The following is an 18,355-nucleotide window of genomic DNA, read 5'->3' on the forward strand; positions in this document are numbered from 1 at the left end:
CCGGTGCCTTCCTCCAGTCATCGATTCATTTCCGGGAGCTTCAAATGGCCAAACCGAATCTTCTCAGGGACGTCACTTCCAACCCCGTGCCGGTCGAGGACAACGATCCGTCGCAGGACGATGCAAACGGCCTCAGGAACGAGTTCGGCCGTGCCGGGCGCATCGGCGCGTGGGCCCTGGCTGCCGGATTCGGCGGCTTCGTGCTGTGGGCTGCATTCGCTCCGCTGGACGAGGGCGTGCCGAGCCAGGGACAGGTGGCCATCGACACCAAGCGCAAGGCGGTCCAGCACCAGATCGGCGGCATCCTCAAGGAAGTGCGGGTGGGCGAGGGCGACCAGGTCCAGGAGGGCCAGTTGCTGTTCAAGCTCGACGACGCCGCGGCCAGGGCGAGCTTCGAGACCGTGCGGCAGCGGTACCTGGGTTTTCGCGCCATACAAAGCCGGCTGCTGGCGGAACAGGCCGGCCAGAACACCATCGACTTTCACCCGGACCTGCAGGCGGCGGCTTCTGACCCGCTGATCCGGCAGCAGATGTTCAACCAGGAGCAACTGCTCAGGTCGCGCCGCGCCGCCTTGCGCGCCGACCTGCAATCGATCGAAGAGAACATCCAGGGCCAGCAGGAGCTGTCCCAAGCCTATTCAAGCATGTTGGGCAGCCGCCGAATCCAGTTGTCGCTTCTCAACGAAGAACTGGGCCAGACGCGCAAGATGGTCGGCGAGGGGTTTGCCCCGCGCAATCGCCAGCTGGAGATGGAGCGCCAGGTTGCGGAATCGAACACCTTCATTGCCGAACTCATCGGCAACATGGGCCGGGCCCGGCGGTCGATCGCGGAGCTTCGCCAACGTGCCATTGCGAGGCAGCAGGAGTACCACAAGGAGGTGGAAACCCACCAGGCCGAAGTCAGCCGCGAGGTGCTTGGAGATTTCGAGAAGTTCGTCGCCTTGCGCGATGAACTGGGCCGCACCGAGATCCGCTCGCCCGCTTCGGGCCAGGTGGTGGCGCTGGTGGCGCAGACCGTTGGCGGCGTGGTCGCGCCGGGGCAAAAACTGATGGACGTGGTTCCTGCCAACGAACCCCTGCTGCTGGAGACCCGGGTGCCGCCTCACCTGATCGACCGCGTCCGCGCCGGCATACCGGTGGATGTGCGCTTCTCGAGCTTTGCCCATTCTCCGCAGCTCGTGGTGCAGGGCAAGCTGGTGTCGGTCTCCGGCGACTTGCTGGTCGACCCGCAGACCAACGCGAGCTATTTCCTGGCGCGGGTGGCCGTGACGCAGGAGGGGCTGAAGAAGCTCGGCAAACGTTCGCTGCAGCCGGGCATGCCCGTCGAGGTGGTCTTCAAGACGGGGGAACGCTCGCTGCTCGTCTACCTTCTGCATCCGCTCACCAAGCGCATCGCCGCCTCGATGACGGAAGAATGAAGGTGAAGAAAAACCTGCTGGCATTCGCTGCTGGCGCCGGCCTTTTCTGCGGGCCGGCCTGGTCGCTCGACCTGTCGCAGGCCTATGGGGAAGCGCTGGTTCAAGACTCGACGATCCGGGCGGTGCGGGCTGCCACGGACGCCCGGCGCGAGCGCCTGCCGCAGGCCCGTGCGCAGCTGCTTCCCAGCGTGTCGGCGAGCGTCTCGCGCTATCGGAACTGGCTGGAGAGAACTTCGCCGGATGCTTCCGGGCAACTCGTCACGGCCAACCTGCGCTATACCAGCAGCAGCGAGGCGCTGACCTTGAGGCAACCCATCTTCCGCATGTACCAGATGGCCGACTACCGCCAGGCGCAGGCGCAGGTGGACGATGCCGAGGCAACGCTCGAGCGCGAAACGCAGAACGTCGGCGTGCGCGTGAGCGGCGCCTATTTCGAGGCGCTCCTGGCCGAGGAGCATCTTGCACTGGTGCTGGCGCAGAAGACCGCCTACACGACCCAGTTCGATGCCGCGCAGAAGCGGCTTGGCGCAGGGTTCGGTACGCGCACCGACATCGACGAAGCACGTGCGGCGCTGGATCTCAACCTGGCGCAGGAACTCGAGGCGCGCCAGAACCTGGACTTCACGCGCAGGCAGATCCAGAGCCTGGTCAATCGCCCGATCGACCGGCTGGCGCCGCTGGACTCGTCCAGGATGCGGCTGGTCCCGCCGTCGCCCGACCGGCTGGAAGACTGGGTCGAACAGGCCGAAACCAACAGCCCCGAACTGCAGTCGCTCGTCGCGCAGGTGGAAGCGGCCAAATACGAGTTGGAGAAGGCACAGGCCGGCCACTACCCGACCCTGGACGCCATCGCCCAGTGGTCCCGCAACGACAGCGACACCATCAACAACATCAAGACCCGCTACAGCAACAAGTCCATCGGCCTGCAGCTCAGCATTCCTCTTTACTCGGGCGGCCATGTGAGTTCGACCGTTAGGCAGGCCATCGCAGGGCAGCTGCGTGCAGAAGAGGCCCTCGAGGCCTTGCGCCGCGACCTCGCGGTACGGCTGCACCGCGAGTTCCGCGGCGTGACGGAAGGCGTCCTCCGGGTCAGGGCCCTCGAACAGGCCGTGCGCTCCTCGGAGCAGGTCGTCATCTCGAACCGCCGCTCGTTCGAGGCCGGCAGCCGCACCTTGCCCGACGTGCTGACCGCGGAGCAGCAGAAGGTCTCCGCCCAGCGTGACCTGGCGCAGGCCCGCTTCGTCTACCTGATGTCGCGGATACGGCTGCAGGCGCTGGCGGGTGGTCCCAGGACGGAGGTCATCGACGAGATCAACGGGTGGCTCGTGCGCTGACCCAGCCCCCGGTCAGATCACGGGCACGCTGGTCTCCTTCAGCACGCGCAGCACGAAGTGCGACTTGCTGTGGCGGATGCCCGGGATCTTGTAGAGCTTTTCGCGCAGCAGCCGTTCGTAGTCGCGCGTGTCGCGCACCGCGATGCGGATGTAGTAGTCGTAGTCGCCCGACACCAGGTAGGCCTCCTGGATCTCCGGAATGGTCGCGAGCACGCGGCCGAAGTCGTAGAGCGTTTCGTCGGTGTGGCTTTCGAGCGTGACCTGCACGATCACCGAGTCGTGGTAGCCGAGCTTGGCCGGGTCCACGTCGATGGTGTAGCGCTTGATCACGCCATGCGCTTCGAGCTTCTTGATGCGCGTCCAGCAGCTGGTGGGCGACAGGCCGACCTCGTTGCCGATCTCCTGCAGGGTCTTGCGCGAGTCGAGCAGCAGCACCCGCAGGATCGCCATGTCGATTTTGTCGAAAGATCCTTCTTCGTTGGAGGCTGTTTTCCGAAGGGTTTTCATGAATTGGACCGAAAGAGCCAAAAGAAAGAAGCAAATTCTGCATCAGAAGCGGAAGAATCGACGGCATGCGACTGCTCGACCTTCCCCTTCCGTCCTCCCTGGCCCTCCATCCCGGAGCCCACGAGGCTCCCAACCCGGCCGTGCGCGTGCGCAACGGCGCCGAGGCCCTGCTCGACACGCTGGTCGAGTGCGGCGTCGACACCATCTTCGGCTACCCGGGCGGCGCCGCGCTGCCGCTGTACGACGCGCTGCACGGCGAACCGCGGCTGCGCCATGTGCTGGTGCGCCATGAGCAGGCCGCGGTGCATGCGGCCGAGGGCTATGCGCGCAGCACGGGACGCGTGGGCGTGGTGCTGGTCACCTCGGGACCCGGCGTGGGCAACACCATCACGGGGCTGCTCGACGCGATGAGCGATTCGGTGCCGGTGCTGTGCATCAGCGGGCAGGTCGCGACCGCGGTGATCGGCACGCAGGCCTTCCAGGAGAGCGATGCGCTGGGCATGTCGCGCCCCGTCACCAAGTGGAACCAGCAGGTGCGCGCGGCGGACGATGTGCCGGCGCTGGTGCGCCGTGCACTCGAGATCGCCGCCTCGGGCCGGCCGGGGCCGGTGCTGCTCGACGTGCCGAAGGATGTCCAGCTCATGCGCCTTGCGCACGGCGCCGCGCCGAAGCCGCTGCGCGCGCTGCGCACGGGCAGGGCGGCGCTGCCGCCGAAGGCCATGCTGCAGCGCGCGGCCGACCTGCTCTCTACCGCGCGCCGGCCGGTGCTCTACGGCGGCGGCGGGCTGATCAACTCGGGGCCGGCCGCCTGCGAGGCCTTCGCGCAGCTGGTGCAGCGCCTGCACGCGCCCTGCACGCTCACGCTGATGGGGCTCGGCGCCTTCCCCGCGTCCGACCCGAAATTCATCGGCATGCTGGGCATGCACGGCATGCTCGAAGCCAACCTTGCGATGCACGCGGCCGACCTGGTGGTGTGCGTCGGTGCGCGCTTCGACGACCGCGTGACGGGCAAGCTCGACGAGTTCTGCCCGCATGCGCGCAAGATCCATATCGACATCGACCCCGGCAGCATCAACAAGGTGGTGAAGGTCGATGTGCCCATGGTGGGCGATTGCGCGGCGATCCTCGACGCCGTGCTTGCGCTGCTGCCCGCCGAAGGCCTTGCGCCCGAGCGGCTCGCGCCGTGGTGGGAGCGCATCGAGCGCTGGCGCGCCGAGGAGTGCCTGCGCTTCGTGCCGCGCGGCGATGCGATCCTGCCGCAGCAGCTGATGTCGTCGCTGCAGCGCGCCATCGCGGGCCGCGACGCGATCGTCTCCACCGACGTGGGCCAGCACCAGATGTGGGCCGCGCAGTACCTGCGCTTCGACAACCCGCGCCGCTGGCTCACGTCAGGCGGCGCCGGCACCATGGGCTACGGGCTGCCCGCAGCCATCGGCGCGCAGATCGGCCACCCCGATGCGCTGACGGTCTGCGTGAGCGGCGATGCCTCGGTGCTCATGAACATCCAGGAGCTGTCGACGGCCGTGCAGCACCGTGCGCCGGTGAAGCTGGTGCTGTGCAACAACGGCTACATGGGCATGGTGCGGCAGTGGCAGGAGCTCAACCATGGCAACCGGCTGAGCCACAGCTGGAACGAGGCACTGCCCGACTTCGTGGCGCTGGCCAAGGCCTTCGGCTGGGGTGCGCGCCGCGTGTCGGACCCGGCCGAACTCGAAGCCGCGCTGGCCGAATGCCTGGCCAGCGAAGGCCCGTTCTTCCTCGACGTGCAGGTCGCCGCGCAGGAGAACTGCTTTCCGATGATGCCGGCCGGGCAGGGGCATCACCGGGTGATGCTGTCGAAGGACCGGTGGTACGAAGAAGCGTGAGGAGGGCGGGCCCGAGAGAGGCCCGCCCCTCGCTCAGGACTTGATGAACGCCAGCAGGTCGGCGTTGAACTTGTCCTTGTGCGTGTCGGTCAGGCCGTGCGGTGCGCCGGGGTAGACGATGAGCTTGTTGTTCTTCACCAGCTTGGCCGAGGCCAGGCCCGACGCGCCGATCGGCACGATCTGGTCGTTGTCGCCGTGGATGATCAGCGTGGGCACGTCGAACTTCTTCAGGTCTTCGGTGAAGTCGGTTTCCGAGAAGGCCTTGATGGAGTCGTAGGTGTTCTTGTGGCCGCCGAGCATGCCCTGCGCCCACCACGAGTCGATCAGTCCCTGCGAGACCTTGGCGCCCGGCCGGTTGAAGCCGAAGAACGGACCCGAGGGCACGTCCTTGTAGAACTGCGAGCGGTTGGCAAGCTGCGCCGCGCGCAAGCCGTCGAACACTTCCATCGGAAGGCCGCCGGGGTTGGCGGCGGTCTTCAGCATCTGCGGCGGCACGGCCGAGATCAGCGCGGCCTTGGCCACGCGCTTGGTGCCGTGGCGGCCGATGTAGCGCGCCACCTCGCCGCCGCCCGTCGAGAAGCCGACCAGGATGGCGTTCTTCAGGTCCAGCGTTTCGATCACCGTGGCCAGGTCGTCGGCGTAGGTGTCCATGTCGTTGCCGTTCCAGGGCTGGCTCGAGCGGCCATGGCCGCGGCGGTCGTGCGCCACGGCGCGGTAGCCCTGCGATGCCAGGAACAGCATCTGCGATTCCCAGCTGTCGGAATTGAGCGGCCAGCCGTGGCTGAACACGACGGGCTGGCCGGAGCCCCAGTCCTTGTAGTAGAGCTGGGTGCCGTCCTTGGTGACGATGGTGTTGCTCATGGTCTGCTTTCCTTTCGAAGAGGCGTGAACCGCGCCGGCTTTCGGCGCGGCAGTGGAAGCGGCGGATGCCGCCTTGGAGAAGCCGGTCGCCACGAGGGCTCCGGCTGCAATGGAAGCACCGCCGGCCAGCAGGCTGCGGCGGGTCGGGGTGGCGGTGAGATTCTTGCTGTTTGCGGACATGGTGCGTTCCTTCTTTGACGTCGTGGTTGATACAGTGGCTGAAACTATCGTTCGTATGAATATCGCGTGCGATATAAATAGGAAAAAGAAGCAGGAAGGCGGATGCGGCAGGCCATCACGCGTTCCTGTCGAGGTTGGAGCGCAGCGTTCGCAACTGCGTGCGCAGCTTGACGATGTCCTTTGGCGGCAACTCCATGGCCTGTGCGACGCAGGAGGGAAGAGCCTTGGCCGTGCCGCGAAGTGCGCGGCCTTCGGCCGTGAGCGACACGATTACCTGCCGTTCGTCCGTTGCCGACCGCACGCGCTGGATGAGGCCGCGCGCTTCGAGCCGCTTGAGGAGGGGAGTGAGGGTGGTCGTTTCGAGCGACAGCCGCGCGCAGATCTCGGACACGTTGATGCCGTCCTGCTCCCACAGCACCAGCATGACGAGGTATTGCAGGTAGGTGAGGTCCAGGTCGCGCAGCAGCCCGCGGTACACCTTGTTGAGGCTCAGCATCGTCGAATAGAGCGCGAAGCAGAGCTGCTCGTCCAGCGCGAGCGCGTCGCCTTGGGGGGCATCGGCGGATGGGATGGAGGGGGGCTTGGCAGGCATGGGCCCGATGATATATCGCATGCGATCAAATTGCAAGCGATAGTTCGGCGGGTGCCTGATGGGCAGCTCTTGTGGTTGTCCACCTGGCGCAGGGCCAGACGAGAAGGGGCGGCATTTCTGCCGCCCCTTGCCCCTGGAGTGGAGCGCGCTACGCGATCGCTTCCGGCTGGTTGGTTGTGGCGATCAGGTTGGCGATGCCATCGATTTCCAGATGAACATCGAAGTCGAAGTTCGCGTAGTCCGCATCGCCGTCGATCAACTGGCCTGCAAAGTTCAGGTCCACGTCCGAGTTGATGGTCGTTTCTGTGATCACATCGATCTTGATGATCTTGAACACATCGTTGTCCGACGTATCGGCATAGTTCATCCCGGTTGCCGTCAGGTTCACCGTCTCATGGGTACTCAGGCTGATGCCCGTGCCGGTGAGGTCTTCGGTGCTGCTCAGGACCTGCACGCCCGCAATCTGGTAGATGGCGCTGTCGTAGTCGTCCTCGCCGATGCTGACGATCTTCGTGCCTCCTCCGGCCGATTGATAGTCCGCCGCAGAGTTGGCGATCAGCAGCCGGGTCGTGGTGGTGTTGGTCGAGGCATCGAACAACTTCAACAGGATGGCCACGTCTTCGCCGTCCGTGATCTGATCGATCGTGATGTCGATTGCGTCGGCATAGGCCTTGTCCGTACCGACAATGGCCGCGCCGGGCTGTTGCGGCGGACTCGTCGAAGTGGGGTTGCTCACCGGATTCGACCTGTAGAAGTCGAAGTTCAGCAGTTCGCCAGCCTGGACGGTGTCGGAGTTGACCCCGAGGGTGTCGGTTGCGACGTTGACGAAGGCCGTACTCTCGCTGGTGAAGATTTCGCCCGTCGCGAACGCGTGATCGTTGCCCGACATCAGATCGCCGGAGTCGCTCGGAGGCTTGGCGGAACTGGCGGACAGCACGCCGAAGAAGTCGCTGCTGTACTGCTGGACCACGATCTCCGGCGAGTTGTTGCCTTCGGTGTCGTAGTTGAAGGAGGCCAGCGGCGAGCTCGTGGAGAACGTCGTTTGTCCACCGATGAGCTGATCCATGTCAAAGGCAAAGGTACCGTCGGTCTTGTTGAAGACGACCGTGCCCGTTGCCGCCTGCGTCGTGGTCGACGTGGGCCCGGGGTAGTAGTTGAAGCTGAAGTGGTAGGTGACCGTGGTGGCGTCTTCGGCAAAGTGCGAGACGGCCGCATCGGTGATGGCCCGCCCGCCGCCGGTCGTGCCGGTCAGGCTGTTCAGCACGATGCCGTCGGTCGACGCGTTGTCCACATCGTCGGCGCCCACGGAGAAGTTGTAGGTTCCGGCAATAGGCAGGCCGTCGTTCGCTCCGGTGAGGTCGGAGATGGCGGTCACCGTCGGGCCGTCGTCGTCGAACTTGATGTTGGCACCGATATTGAGCACCTCGGAATCGGTTGCGGTGTCGCCATCCCCATCGGTGAGCGTCACGGTATTGGTGAGGGTGATCAAGGTGTCGACCATCGTGGCCTGCTGGGCCGCGTAGTTGGACCCCACGCCCGGCAGCGCATGGTCGATTTCCGCAAACTGCCGCAAGGTCACCGAACCGGTGGCGCTCACGGCCAGGTCGAAGATGGTGTTGCCCGCGTTGATGTCGCCGACGACGGCCGCCGTCGAACCAACGACATTCCCGCCCACCAGGTACAGCTTGATGGATGCGCCGTCGCTCGTGAGTCCGGAAGCACCGCCCGGCGTTGCCACGCCGAGCGCGAAGCTCGAGACGGTGGTGCCGGGGCCGTCGGCGCCGTAGCTGCTCGATGCCACGCCGAAGGCGGTCGAGAAGTCCTCCGTGGCGGAGTCGGTGGCGGCGCCGATGGTGTCGGCGTCCTGTGTGTTGAGCACCGCCGTGTCGACGGGCGCTGCCAGCACGACAGACGGGCCGTCGTCGTCGAAGCGGATGTTGGCACCGATGTTGAGCACCTCGGAATCGGAGGCCGTGTCACCGTCGCCATCGGTGACCGTCACGGTATTGGTGAGGGTGATCAAGGTGTCGGCCAGCGTGGCCTCCTGGTCCGCGTAGTTGGACGAATCACCCGGCAGCGCGTGATCGATCTCGGCAAACTGCTGCAGCGTCACCGAGCCGGTTGCGCTGACTGTGACGTCGAAGATGGTGTTGCCGGCCGTGATGTCGCCCACGACGGCCGCCGTCGAACCGATGACCGTGCCGGCCACCAGGTACAGGTAGATGGTGGCGCCATCGCTCTTGAGCCCGGAGTCGCCGCCTTGCGTGGCCACGCCAAGTGCAAAGCTCGAGACCGTGGTGCCCGCTCCGTCGGCGCCGTAGCTGCTCGACGCCACGCTGAAGGCGGTCGAGAAGTCCTCCGTGGCGGAGTCGGTGGCGGCGCCGATGGTGTCGGCGTCCTGCGTGTTGAGCACTGCCGTGTCGATGGGCGCTGCCAGCACGACGGACGGGCCGTCGTCGTCGAAGCGGATGTTGGCACCGATGTTGAGCACCTCGGAATCGGAGGCCGTGTCACCGTCGCCATCGGTGACCGTCACGGTATTGGTGAGCGTGATCAGTCCATCGGCCAGCGTGGCCTCCTGGTCCGCGTAGTTGGATGAGTCGCCCGGCAGCGCATGGTCGATCTCGGCAAACTGCTGCAGCGTCACCGAGCCGGTTGCGCTGACTGTGACGTCGAAGATGGTGTTGCCTGCCGTGATGCCGGCTTCGGTGGCCGAAGTCGATCCAATGACCGTTCCGGCCACCAGGTACAGGTAGATGGTGGCGCCATCGCTCTTGAGCCCGGAGTCGCCGCCCTGCGTGGCCACGCCGAGCGCGAAGCTGGAGACGGTGGTGCCGGCCCCGTCGGCGCCGTAGCTGCTCGACGTCACGCCGAAGGCGGTCGAGAAGTCCTGCGTGGCAGAGTCGGTGGCGGCGCCGATGGTGTCGGCGTCCTGCGTGTTGAGCAGTGCCGTGTCGATGGGCGCTGCCAGCACGACGGACGGGCCGTCGTCGTCGAAGCGGATGTTGGCACCGATGTTGAGCACCTCGGAATCGGAGGCCGTGTCACCGTCGCCATCGGTGACCGTCACGGTATTGGTGAGGGTGATCAAGGTGTCGGCCAGCGTGGCCTCCTGGTCCGCGTAGTTGGACGAATCACCCGGCAGCGCGTGATCGATCTCGGCAAACTGCTGCAGCGTCACCGAGCCGGTTGCGCTGACTGTGACGTCGAAGATGGTGTTGCCGGCCGTGATGTCGCCCACGACGGCCGCCGTCGAACCGATGACCGTGCCGGCCACCAGGTACAGGTAGATGGTGGCGCCATCGCTCTTGAGCCCGGAGTCGCCGCCTTGCGTGGCCACGCCAAGTGCAAAGCTCGAGACCGTGGTGCCCGCTCCGTCGGCGCCGTAGCTGCTCGACGCCACGCTGAAGGCGGTCGAGAAGTCCTCCGTGGCGGAGTCGGTGGCGGCGCCGATGGTGTCGGCGTCCTGCGTGTTGAGCACTGCCGTGTCGATGGGCGCTGCCAGCACGACGGACGGGCCGTCGTCGTCGAAGCGGATGTTGGCACCGATGTTGAGCACCTCGGAATCGGAGGCCGTGTCACCGTCGCCATCGGTGACCGTCACGGTATTGGTGAGCGTGATCAGTCCATCGGCCAGCGTGGCCTCCTGGTCCGCGTAGTTGGACGAATCACCCGGCAGCGCATGGTCGATCTCGGCGAACTGTTGCAAGGTCACGGAGCCGGTGGCACTCACGGCCAGGTCGAAGATGGTGTTGCCCGCCGTGATGTCGCCCACGACAGCGGCCGTCGAACCGATGACCTTGCCGGCCACCAGGTACAGGTAGATGGTGGCGCCATCGCTCTTGAGCCCGGAGTCGCCGCCTTGCGTGGCCACGCCAAGTGCAAAGCTCGAGACGGTGGTGCCCGGACCGTCGGCGCCGTAGCTGCTCGACGCCACGCTGAAGGCGGTCGAGAAGTCCTCCGTGGCAGAGTCGGTGGCGGCGCCGATGGTGTCGACGTCCTGCGTGTTGAGCAGTGCCGTGTCGATGGGCGCTGCCAGCACGATGGACGGGCCGTCGTCCTCGAAGATCATCATGGAGCCGACTTCCCCGGTCGCCTGCTCGGACCTGGGCAGGCTGAAACCACCGATGTCGAAACTGGCGTTGAGATTGTTGTTGGTGGCCGATCCGACGTTCTCGATCAATACCCGATTGTGGTTGGCATCCGTCTGGTACTCGATGACATAGCCGGCCTTGATTCCACCGATAACAGCGGTGTTGCCGCTGAGATCGATGGAAAGGCCCGTGACCAGATTCCCAGCGGAATCACGAACGACGACCGAGCCGATATTGATCGCCGTATTGTTTTGCAGGTTGTCCACGTATGCGTCGCCAGACGCCAGCACCGTCGTAAAGGCACTGATCTTGAGGGTGGCGGCTTTGTTGGGCTGCAATTGCGAGATAGTGAAAGACGCCGCAGTGGTGCCGAGAAGGCCGGTGAAATCGATGTTCGATTCTTCGTCGGCCTCGTTCTGATCGAGATTGGGAACCGTATCGTCGGCATTGGCGCCAGTCACGAAGGTGAAGTACATCCCCTCGCCTGGGTTCTTGGCACTGGGCGGATCGATCATCTGGTTGTTGGTGCCGATGGTCGTGAGCCCGCCTCCCATACTGGTATTGACCGTGTCGCCGGTGTTGATGCTGGCTCCGGTCGATTCGTTCGCCGGATTCTTGCCTGTCACGACGATCGCGGTGCTTGCATTGCCGAACATCGCGAACAGGTTCTGGCCCGAGGGCACATTCGCGAATGAGAACTCGCTGGCCGAAGCGACCGACACAAATATCTTGTCGGCAAGATTGACGGCGTCGTCCGGGTTCGAAGCATCCGGGTTCGACAACGCTTCATACTGGACCGTCCACAGCTTGGCGCCCGTCACCGGGCTTCCCGTTTCCTCCAGGTAGGCTGCGAACACGACGACATTGAGGGCCGTCTTTCCGTACACGACGTTGTTGTTGGTCGTGTCGGTGTACAGGAAAATATCTTCGCCGTCGGCAGTATCGAGGCCGCTGTCGAAACCATTGAGCAATGCGCCGTTCGCGTCCGTAAATGAAACATCGGTGACCGTGCCGGATACGCTGAATGTGAATGCGTTCGTGCCGGTGTTGGTGCCGTCATAGCCGCTCAGCGCGGCGTTGATGGCGGTTCCCACACCCTGCACCGCCAGGCGGCTGCTGAAGGCCGTGGGCAGAGAGCTTACGGAAATATCATTGTCGTTACTGTCCCCCGCAACAGCGGGGGTAGCGGCAAGGTTCTGCAAAGTGGCGGATTCGTCAAGAGTAACGGTCGAGCCGGCCGTCATGTTCAACGTAGGCATAAACGCTCCTTGGTTGGAAAATTACGCCGATAGGAAGTGCGACTTCGAGGAAAGCGCTGGCGTGCAACAAAATTGACAAGACAACGATGCTGCACCGCCGGCTTGCGCCTTGTCCATAGTTCAGAAGTTGTCACCCAAAGGATGACGCGCCGTGCCGGTGGTGTCAGGAGTGCCCGTCCACCCGCATCTGGAAAAGGAAGTACGGCGGTATGCACGCCCCGCGGCCTTCGGGTTGGCCCTCAGCCTGCGCACAGATGAAGTCGTCGCGGCAGGGTTGCTGCGCCGAGCAGCTGCGCAGGTTGCCGGGCCGCGTGTGCCTGCCCAGGCATTCGCCGAAGGGCCTGTTCGCGGCCAGGCACTGGTTGAAGTCGCTGAGGATGGCAATGCCACCGCAGGTGCCGTTCTTGTCCAGCGGATCGCACGGGCCCGAGCACATGCCGCCGGGAAAGCCCACCGAGGTTTTCTCGCACACGGAGGACGCGCCTTCGCAGGCGACGCGCGGCAGTTTTTCGGCGCGGTCCAGCCATGGGTTGGCCGACTGCGTGATGCGGGTGGGCTCGCAGCTCGCGCCGACCGTGGCTTTCTGCGGTGCGGCATCGGTGACGTCGGGTTCGGCCAGCGGCCGGAACGGATCAGGCAGAGGCGCGGACAGCGCGGCGTGCACATAGCGGCCGCGCCGCGCCAGTTCGTCCTGCAGGTGCGGCGAGTGCGGCAGCGCCAGCGCATTGCCCGCCGTGAAGGTGCGCGATGCGCCGCGCCGGTCGATGCCGAGCAGGTGAAAGCCAGCGACCGCGCGGCTCTGGTGGCAGCCCATGCAGCTGAGGTCGTCGAGGCGGCGCAGCAGCGCCTGCGGCGACTGCAGCGTGCGGCTGCCGGGCACGGCCTGCCATTCGCTGGGCGGGAAGACCTGTGCGAACGGCCGGTTCGCCAGCCGCGCAAGGCCGCGCGGCGCCACCGAGATGGCCTCGGTCGCCAGGAACTTCTCGGGAATTTGCAGCGTGGCCTCGTCCAGCGCGCGCAGGTTGGCGGGCTGTTGCAGCCACTGCCGCAGCTCCTTGCGCAGCGGGGCACTGGCCTTGAGCCGCGCGACATCGGGCGTGTTTTCGAGCGGCGCCACGTCGAAGCGCCGCGTGCCTGCATTCCAGCGGAAAGCGCGCAGCATGTACTCCGCATGGCCGCCGAGATCGGGTCGCACGGCCGAGGGCCAGCGCACGCTCTGCAGGTTGATGGTGACCTGCGCGATGCGCGCGGGCGCGAGGCGCTGCGGCGCCAGCGGACCGTCGGCCGACACCAGCCAGCGGCCGAACGCCTCGTCTCGCATCGAGGGCTGCGGCGGCTGCCAGCGCCGTGCGGTGCTCGCGCAACTACCGTCGGCGTCGGGCGCATCGCCGCGCAGTTCCACGTTGACGGTCATCGGCAGGCGCGACTGCATCGCGGCGGTGCGGTAGGCGAGCCGGTACACCAGCCGCGTCTCGCCGCAGGCGCCGTTCTGGAAGGGCCGGCGGTCCATGCGGTTGGCAACGCCCACCAGTTCGAAGAATGCGTCCGGGCTCGCAAGCCAGCGCGCATCGAACAGCCGATGCGGGTAGCGCGAGATGCCGACGCCGGCCTGCGGGTCGCTGCGCCGGATGCGCGCGAGGCTGTCGCCGAGCGGCGTGGCGATCGATTGCCACGCCGGCGCGCGCATCAGCGCCTGGTTGCTCGTGATGCCGTCGGCCGAAGCGGGTGCTGCGCCGATCCAGCGGGCGAAGCCGGCGCCGGATTTCTCGGCGGCCTGCAGGGCGGCCGGCGAGGTGACGAGCAGCACCGGGTCTGCCGCGCGCGCAGCGGGCGCGGCGAGAGCGAGTGCCAGCGCGAGGCCGGCGGGCAGGCAGTGGTTGAAGAGGCGCACGCGGACGATTGTGCCGCCCCGTTCATGCGAGAGCTTTCTCCTTTGCCGCCAGCGGCTCCTCCCCGCATCAACGGTTGGCGAGCGGGAATTCCTCGGCGCTGAAGACCGTGTGGAAGACCGTGCCGTCGAACATCTCGAACAGGTGCTTCGAGACCTCGCGGCTTTCGTAGCGCACCGGCGAATCGAGCGCATGCGCGATGTCTTCGCGGCTCGCATAGCGGGTCGACAGCACCATGGCCAGTTCGGGATCGCTCACGTCGCTTTCGATCTGGCGCAGCACGCGCACTTCGAGCACGCCCGGAAAGCGGGTCCACAGCGGCACCAGCTTTTCGTGCACGTGCCGGTCGAAAGCCTCTTCCATGCCGGCCTTGACCCGGCCCCGGAAAAACGCGCAACGGATGAACATGGTGTCTTCTTTCTGTGGGTGGCCAATATCAGCCAGCACGCGCTTCAGTCGCGCGCGTAGCCGTTGAACTGCCGCATCATGGCGGCCGTGTCTTCTGCCCCGAGCCCGGCCGCGACGAAGGCGCGGTGCAGCTCGGAGACCGCGCCCGCCAGCGGCAGCGGCAGGCGTTCGCCCTGTGCAAAGGCCTGCACGGCCTCGAGGTCCTTGAGCATGTTGTCGATGCGGCCGGTGGGCGTGAAGTCGCGCGCGGCCATCTTGGGGCCGAACTCGCGCAGGATCTGGCTGTCGGCCCGGCCACCGGCCAGCGCGGTGTGCAGCTTGGACGCATCGACGCCGCCGGCCTCCGCCAGCCGCACCGCCTCGGCCACGGCCTGGAAGCCGATCGCGCAAAGCAGCTGGTTGACCAGCTTGGTGGTCTGGCCCGCGCCGCTTTCGCCCATGCGGGTGTAGTTGGCGCACAGGCTGTCCATCACGGCGCGTGCGCGCGCCACGTCGTCCTCGCTGCCGCCTGCCATGACCGTCAGTTGCCCGAGCAGGGCCTTGGGCGCGCCGCCCGACAACGGCGCATCGACGAAACCCATGCCCGTGCGCTCGTGCAGCAACTGTGCGAGACGGCGCGTGGAGGCCGGGTCGATGGAAGACATGTCGATCAGCAGCCGCCGCGGATCGGCGGGCGCAGCGGCGGCCACGCCGGCTTCGCCGAAGAGCGCACGCTCCAGCACCGCCGCAGAGTTGAGGCTGGTGATGACGAAGTCGCTCGCCGATGCGGCCGCAGCCGCAGTGCCGGCGGCGAGCGCACCTTGCTGCTGCAGCGTGGCGACCTTGGCAGCGTCGAGGTCGAACACGCACACCGCGTGGCCGCATTCGAGCAGGCGGCGCGCAATGGCCGAGCCCATGATGCCGACGCCGATCACGGCCACGCGCTGGCCTGGCTTCGCGCCCATGGATCAGAGGCTCGCGGTGATGCCGCCGTCCACGTACAGGATGTGGCCGTTGACGAAGCTCGATGCGTCCGACGCCAGGAAGATCGCCGCGCCGCCGAGTTCTTCCACGTCGCCCCAGCGGCCCGCGGGCGTGCGGCCGGAGAGCCAGGCCGTGAAGGCTTCATCGGCCACCAGCGACTGCGTCAGCTCGGTCTTGAAATAGCCCGGGCCCAGGCCGTTGACCTGGATGCCGTGCTTGCCGAGGTCGATCGCCATGCCCTTGGTGAGCATCTTCACCGCGCCCTTGGTGGCGGCATAGGGCGCAATGCCCGGGCGGCCCAACTCGCTTTGCACGGAGCAGACGTTGATGATCTTGCCGCGCTTGCGCTCGATCATGCGCTGCGCCACGAAGCGGCCGACGAAGAACACGCTGTCGATGTTGGTGGTGGTGATCTTGTGCCAGGCGTCGATCGGAAACTCCGCGAACGCGCCGCGATGCTGCATGCCGGCGTTGTTGACCAGGATGTCGATGGCGCCGATGTCGGCTTCGACGCGCGCCACGCCGGCTTCCACCGCGGCGGCGTCGGTCACGTCGAAGGCCACGGCCTCGGCCGCAACGCCCCGGGCGCGCAGGGCGTCGCGCGCGGCTTCGAGCGCGACGGCATCGCGCGCATTGAGCACGATGCGCGCGCCGGCCGAGCCCAGCGCCGCGGCCAGCGCAAAGCCGATGCCCTTGCTGGAGCCGGTGATGAGGGCGGTGCGCCCGGTCAGGTCGAAGAGTTTCAAGCGGGGCTCCAGGAGGGATGGCGGAATGCGCGGGCGCGGTGGCAATGCAAATACGTTACCGGTATCTTATTGTGCCGTCAATGGTGAAAACCTTCGTGTGGCTTCTCTCTGGCACTGGTGGATCGCGGTTAGAGTTACCGGTATCTAATTTGCGCAGCCGCGCCATCCCCGCAGGAGAATCCGCTTGACCGCTGCCTCGAAACCCCCGCATGTGCTGATGCCCGGCCCCTATCCGGAATGGGACATGGCGCCGATGCAGGCGAGCTACACGCTGCTTCGCTGGTGGGAGGCGCCGGACCGGCAGGCCTTCATCGCCGAGCACGCCGCGGACATCCGCGCGGTGGCCACGCGCGGCGAGCTCGGTGCCAGCGCCGAGCTCATCGCATCGCTGCCGGCCCTGGAGCTGATCGCCTGCTATGGCGTGGGCACCGACGGCATCGACCTTGCAGCCTGCCGCGCGCGCGGCATCCGCGTGACCAACACGCCCGACGTGCTCAATGGCGACGTGGCCGACCTTGCCGTCGGCCTCACGCTCGCGCTGCAGCGGTCCATTCCGGCCGGCGACCGCTTCGTGCGCAGCGGCGAGTGGGCCAAGGGCCCGATGGCGCTGGCCACGCGCTTCTTCGGCCAGCGCGTGGGCATTGCCGGCTTCGGGCGCATCGGCAGCACCATCGCGCGGCGGCTCTCGGGCTTCGAGATGGAGCTGGGCTACTTCAGCCGCACGGCACGCGAGGACAGCCCGCACCGCCACTTCGGCAGCCTCGCGGCCATGGCCGAATGGTGCGACGTGCTGATCGTCATCCTGCCCGGCGGCGAGGCCACGCGCGGCATCGTCGATGCCGAGGTGCTGCAGGCGCTCGGCCCGAAGGGCTGGCTCGTGAACGTGTCGCGCGGCACTACGGTGGACGAGGGCGCGCTGCTGCAGGCGCTCGAGCAGCGCAGCATCGCGGGCGCGGCACTCGACGTGTTCCAGAACGAGCCGCGCATCGACCCGCGCTTTGCGGCGCTGGACAACGTGGTGCTGCACCCGCACCATGGCAGCGGCACCGAGCAGACGCGCCGCGCCATGGGCGAGCTGGTCCGCCGCAACCTGCAGGCCCACTTCGGCGGCCAGCCCCTCGTCACCCCGGTCGCCTGACGGCCTGAAGGAGAACCCCATGCGTATGCGCTGTATGTGCCTCGTGATCCATGCCCCCGACGACCTGCGCCTGGAGGAACAGGACGCCGGAGACATCGGCCCGGGCCAGGTGCTGGTGAAGGTCGGCATGGGCGGCATCTGCGGCTCCGACCTGCATTACTTCCACAACGGCGGCTTCGGCACCGTGCGCATCAAGGAGCCGATGGTGCTGGGCCACGAGGTGGCCGGCACCGTGGTGGCCACGGCGCCCGGCGTCGACAGCGTGCGCATCGGCGACAAGGTGGCCATCAATCCGAGCCGCCCATGCGGCGCCTGCAAGTTCTGTCTCGAGGGCCTGCCCAACCAGTGCCTGGACATGCGCTTCTACGGCAGCGCCATGCGCATGCCGCACGTGCAGGGCGCATTCCGCAACATGCTGCTGTGCGAGGCCACCCAGTGCGTGAAGGTGGCCGATCATGTGCCGTTGCGGCTGGCGGCGCTGGCCGAGCCGTTCTCGGTCGGGCTGCATGGCGTGTCGCGCGCAGGCCCGCTGCTGGGCAAGCGCGTGCTGGTGTCCGGCTGCGGGCCCATCGGCGTGCTGGCCATTGCGGCCGCGCGCGCGCACGGCGCGGCCGAGATCACCGCCACCGACGTGGTCGACGAACCGCTCGCCATCGCGCGCGCCATGGGGGCCGACCACGCCATCAACGTCGCGCAGGACAAGGCCTGGGTGTCGCGCTATTCGGCCGACAAGGGCAGCTTCGACGTGATGCTCGAATGCTCGGGCAACGAACGCGCCCTGCGTGACGGGCTCGAGGTGATGCGCCCGCGCGGCGTGGTGGTGCAGCTGGGCCTGGGCGGCGACGTGAGCATTCCCCAGAACATGGTGGTGGCCAAGGAGCTCAGCATCTGCGGCTCGTTCCGCTTCCATGCGGAATTCGCGCTGGCGGTGCGGCTCATCAACGAAGGGCGGGTCGACCTGTCGCCGGTCGTGTCGCACACCTTTCCAATGCTGCAGGCGCGCGAGGCTTTCGAGCTCGCGAGCGATCGGCAGCGCGCGATGAAGGTGCTGATCGACTTTGCCGACACCGACACCGGCGCCGAAACCGCGGCGGCCTGAAC

13 protein-coding genes are annotated in these 18,355 nt (G+C 66.7%); 5 read left to right on the top strand and 8 right to left on the bottom strand.

All coding sequences use genetic code 11. From position 1 onward, the window contains the following. Positions 1-44: 44 nt before the first annotated feature. Together RZE77_RS11130 and RZE77_RS11135 are read left to right on the top strand one after the other, a co-directional pair. Positions 45-1,418, top strand: a complete 1,374-nt coding sequence (locus tag RZE77_RS11130; RefSeq protein ID WP_319441887.1) for an HlyD family type I secretion periplasmic adaptor subunit — start codon at positions 45-47, stop codon at positions 1,416-1,418. Further along, positions 1,415-2,752 (top strand): TolC family outer membrane protein, encoded by a 1,338-nt coding sequence (locus tag RZE77_RS11135; protein ID WP_319441888.1) that lies wholly within the window; start codon positions 1,415-1,417, stop codon positions 2,750-2,752. Before RZE77_RS11130 ends, RZE77_RS11135 begins: the two co-directional genes overlap by 4 nt. Before the next feature lie 12 nt (positions 2,753-2,764). On the opposite strand, the gene RZE77_RS11140 is transcribed toward RZE77_RS11135, so the two are convergent. After that, on the bottom strand, positions 2,765-3,259 hold the full coding sequence (locus RZE77_RS11140; RefSeq protein WP_206168836.1) for an Lrp/AsnC family transcriptional regulator: 495 nt from the start codon (positions 3,257-3,259) through the stop codon (positions 2,765-2,767). Positions 3,260-3,324: 65 nt separating this feature from the next. On the opposite strand from RZE77_RS11140, the gene ilvB reads away from it, so the two are divergent. Next, entirely contained in the window at positions 3,325-5,124 is a 1,800-nt protein-coding gene (gene ilvB / locus RZE77_RS11145) for a biosynthetic-type acetolactate synthase large subunit (RefSeq protein ID WP_319441889.1), read from the top strand. A gap of 33 nt (positions 5,125-5,157) precedes the next feature. Here ilvB and RZE77_RS11150 read toward each other — a convergent pair whose 3' ends face one another. From RZE77_RS11150 to RZE77_RS11180, 7 genes are all read right to left on the bottom strand, one after another. Next, positions 5,158-6,165, bottom strand: coding sequence for an alpha/beta fold hydrolase (locus tag RZE77_RS11150; protein WP_319441890.1), 1,008 nt, complete (start codon positions 6,163-6,165; stop codon positions 5,158-5,160). Positions 6,166-6,280: 115 nt separating this feature from the next. Further along, positions 6,281-6,757 (bottom strand): MarR family winged helix-turn-helix transcriptional regulator, encoded by a 477-nt coding sequence (locus RZE77_RS11155; RefSeq protein ID WP_319441891.1) that lies wholly within the window; start codon positions 6,755-6,757, stop codon positions 6,281-6,283. A 148-nt stretch (positions 6,758-6,905) separates the two neighbouring features. After that, positions 6,906-11,945, bottom strand: a complete 5,040-nt coding sequence (locus RZE77_RS11160; protein WP_319441892.1) for a beta strand repeat-containing protein — start codon at positions 11,943-11,945, stop codon at positions 6,906-6,908. A 328-nt stretch (positions 11,946-12,273) separates the two neighbouring features. Beyond that, positions 12,274-14,001, bottom strand: a complete 1,728-nt coding sequence (locus tag RZE77_RS11165; protein WP_319441893.1) for a hypothetical protein — start codon at positions 13,999-14,001, stop codon at positions 12,274-12,276. A 67-nt stretch (positions 14,002-14,068) separates the two neighbouring features. Beyond that, positions 14,069-14,407: a putative antibiotic biosynthesis monooxygenase gene (locus tag RZE77_RS11170; RefSeq protein WP_319441894.1), complete on the bottom strand. Its 339-nt coding sequence runs from the start codon at positions 14,405-14,407 to the stop codon at positions 14,069-14,071. A gap of 44 nt (positions 14,408-14,451) precedes the next feature. After that, a complete protein-coding gene (locus RZE77_RS11175; RefSeq protein ID WP_319441895.1) occupies positions 14,452-15,351 on the bottom strand; it encodes an NAD(P)-dependent oxidoreductase in 900 nt (299 codons plus the stop codon). 3 nt (positions 15,352-15,354) lie between these two features. Then, the gene (locus tag RZE77_RS11180) at positions 15,355-16,116 is read right to left on the bottom strand and encodes an SDR family oxidoreductase (protein WP_319441896.1); all 762 of its coding nucleotides are present in this window, start codon (positions 16,114-16,116) and stop codon (positions 15,355-15,357) included. Between the two features lie 217 nt (positions 16,117-16,333). On the opposite strand from RZE77_RS11180, the gene RZE77_RS11185 reads away from it, so the two are divergent. Further along, positions 16,334-17,254, top strand: coding sequence for a 2-hydroxyacid dehydrogenase (locus RZE77_RS11185; RefSeq protein ID WP_405547596.1), 921 nt, complete (start codon positions 16,334-16,336; stop codon positions 17,252-17,254). Positions 17,255-17,273: 19 nt separating this feature from the next. Further along, positions 17,274-18,353, top strand: coding sequence for an L-idonate 5-dehydrogenase (locus RZE77_RS11190; protein WP_319441898.1), 1,080 nt, complete (start codon positions 17,274-17,276; stop codon positions 18,351-18,353). The last annotated feature ends 2 nt before the right edge of the window (positions 18,354-18,355 follow it).

Origin of the sequence: Variovorax sp. SPNA7 (assembly GCF_033807855.1) — a bacterium.
GTDB lineage: Bacteria > Pseudomonadota > Gammaproteobacteria > Burkholderiales > Burkholderiaceae_C > Variovorax > Variovorax beijingensis.

Bases quoted from the DNA above. Each gene is read 5' to 3' on its own strand.
- RZE77_RS11190 (WP_319441898.1), top strand. From the start codon at position 17,274: ATGCGTATGCGCTGTATGTGCCTCGTGATCCATGCCCCCGACGACCTG.
- RZE77_RS11135 (WP_319441888.1), top strand. From the start codon at position 1,415: ATGAAGGTGAAGAAAAACCTGCTGGCATTCGCTGCTGGCGCCGGCCTT.
- RZE77_RS11175 (WP_319441895.1), bottom strand. From the start codon at position 15,351: ATGGGCGCGAAGCCAGGCCAGCGCGTGGCCGTGATCGGCGTCGGCATC.
- RZE77_RS11150 (WP_319441890.1), bottom strand. From the start codon at position 6,165: ATGTCCGCAAACAGCAAGAATCTCACCGCCACCCCGACCCGCCGCAGC.
- RZE77_RS11155 (WP_319441891.1), bottom strand. From the start codon at position 6,757: ATGCCTGCCAAGCCCCCCTCCATCCCATCCGCCGATGCCCCCCAAGGC.
- RZE77_RS11140 (WP_206168836.1), bottom strand. From the start codon at position 3,259: ATGAAAACCCTTCGGAAAACAGCCTCCAACGAAGAAGGATCTTTCGAC.
- ilvB (WP_319441889.1), top strand. From the start codon at position 3,325: ATGCGACTGCTCGACCTTCCCCTTCCGTCCTCCCTGGCCCTCCATCCC.
- RZE77_RS11185 (WP_405547596.1), top strand. From the start codon at position 16,334: ATGCCCGGCCCCTATCCGGAATGGGACATGGCGCCGATGCAGGCGAGC.
- RZE77_RS11170 (WP_319441894.1), bottom strand. From the start codon at position 14,407: ATGTTCATCCGTTGCGCGTTTTTCCGGGGCCGGGTCAAGGCCGGCATG.
- RZE77_RS11130 (WP_319441887.1), top strand. From the start codon at position 45: ATGGCCAAACCGAATCTTCTCAGGGACGTCACTTCCAACCCCGTGCCG.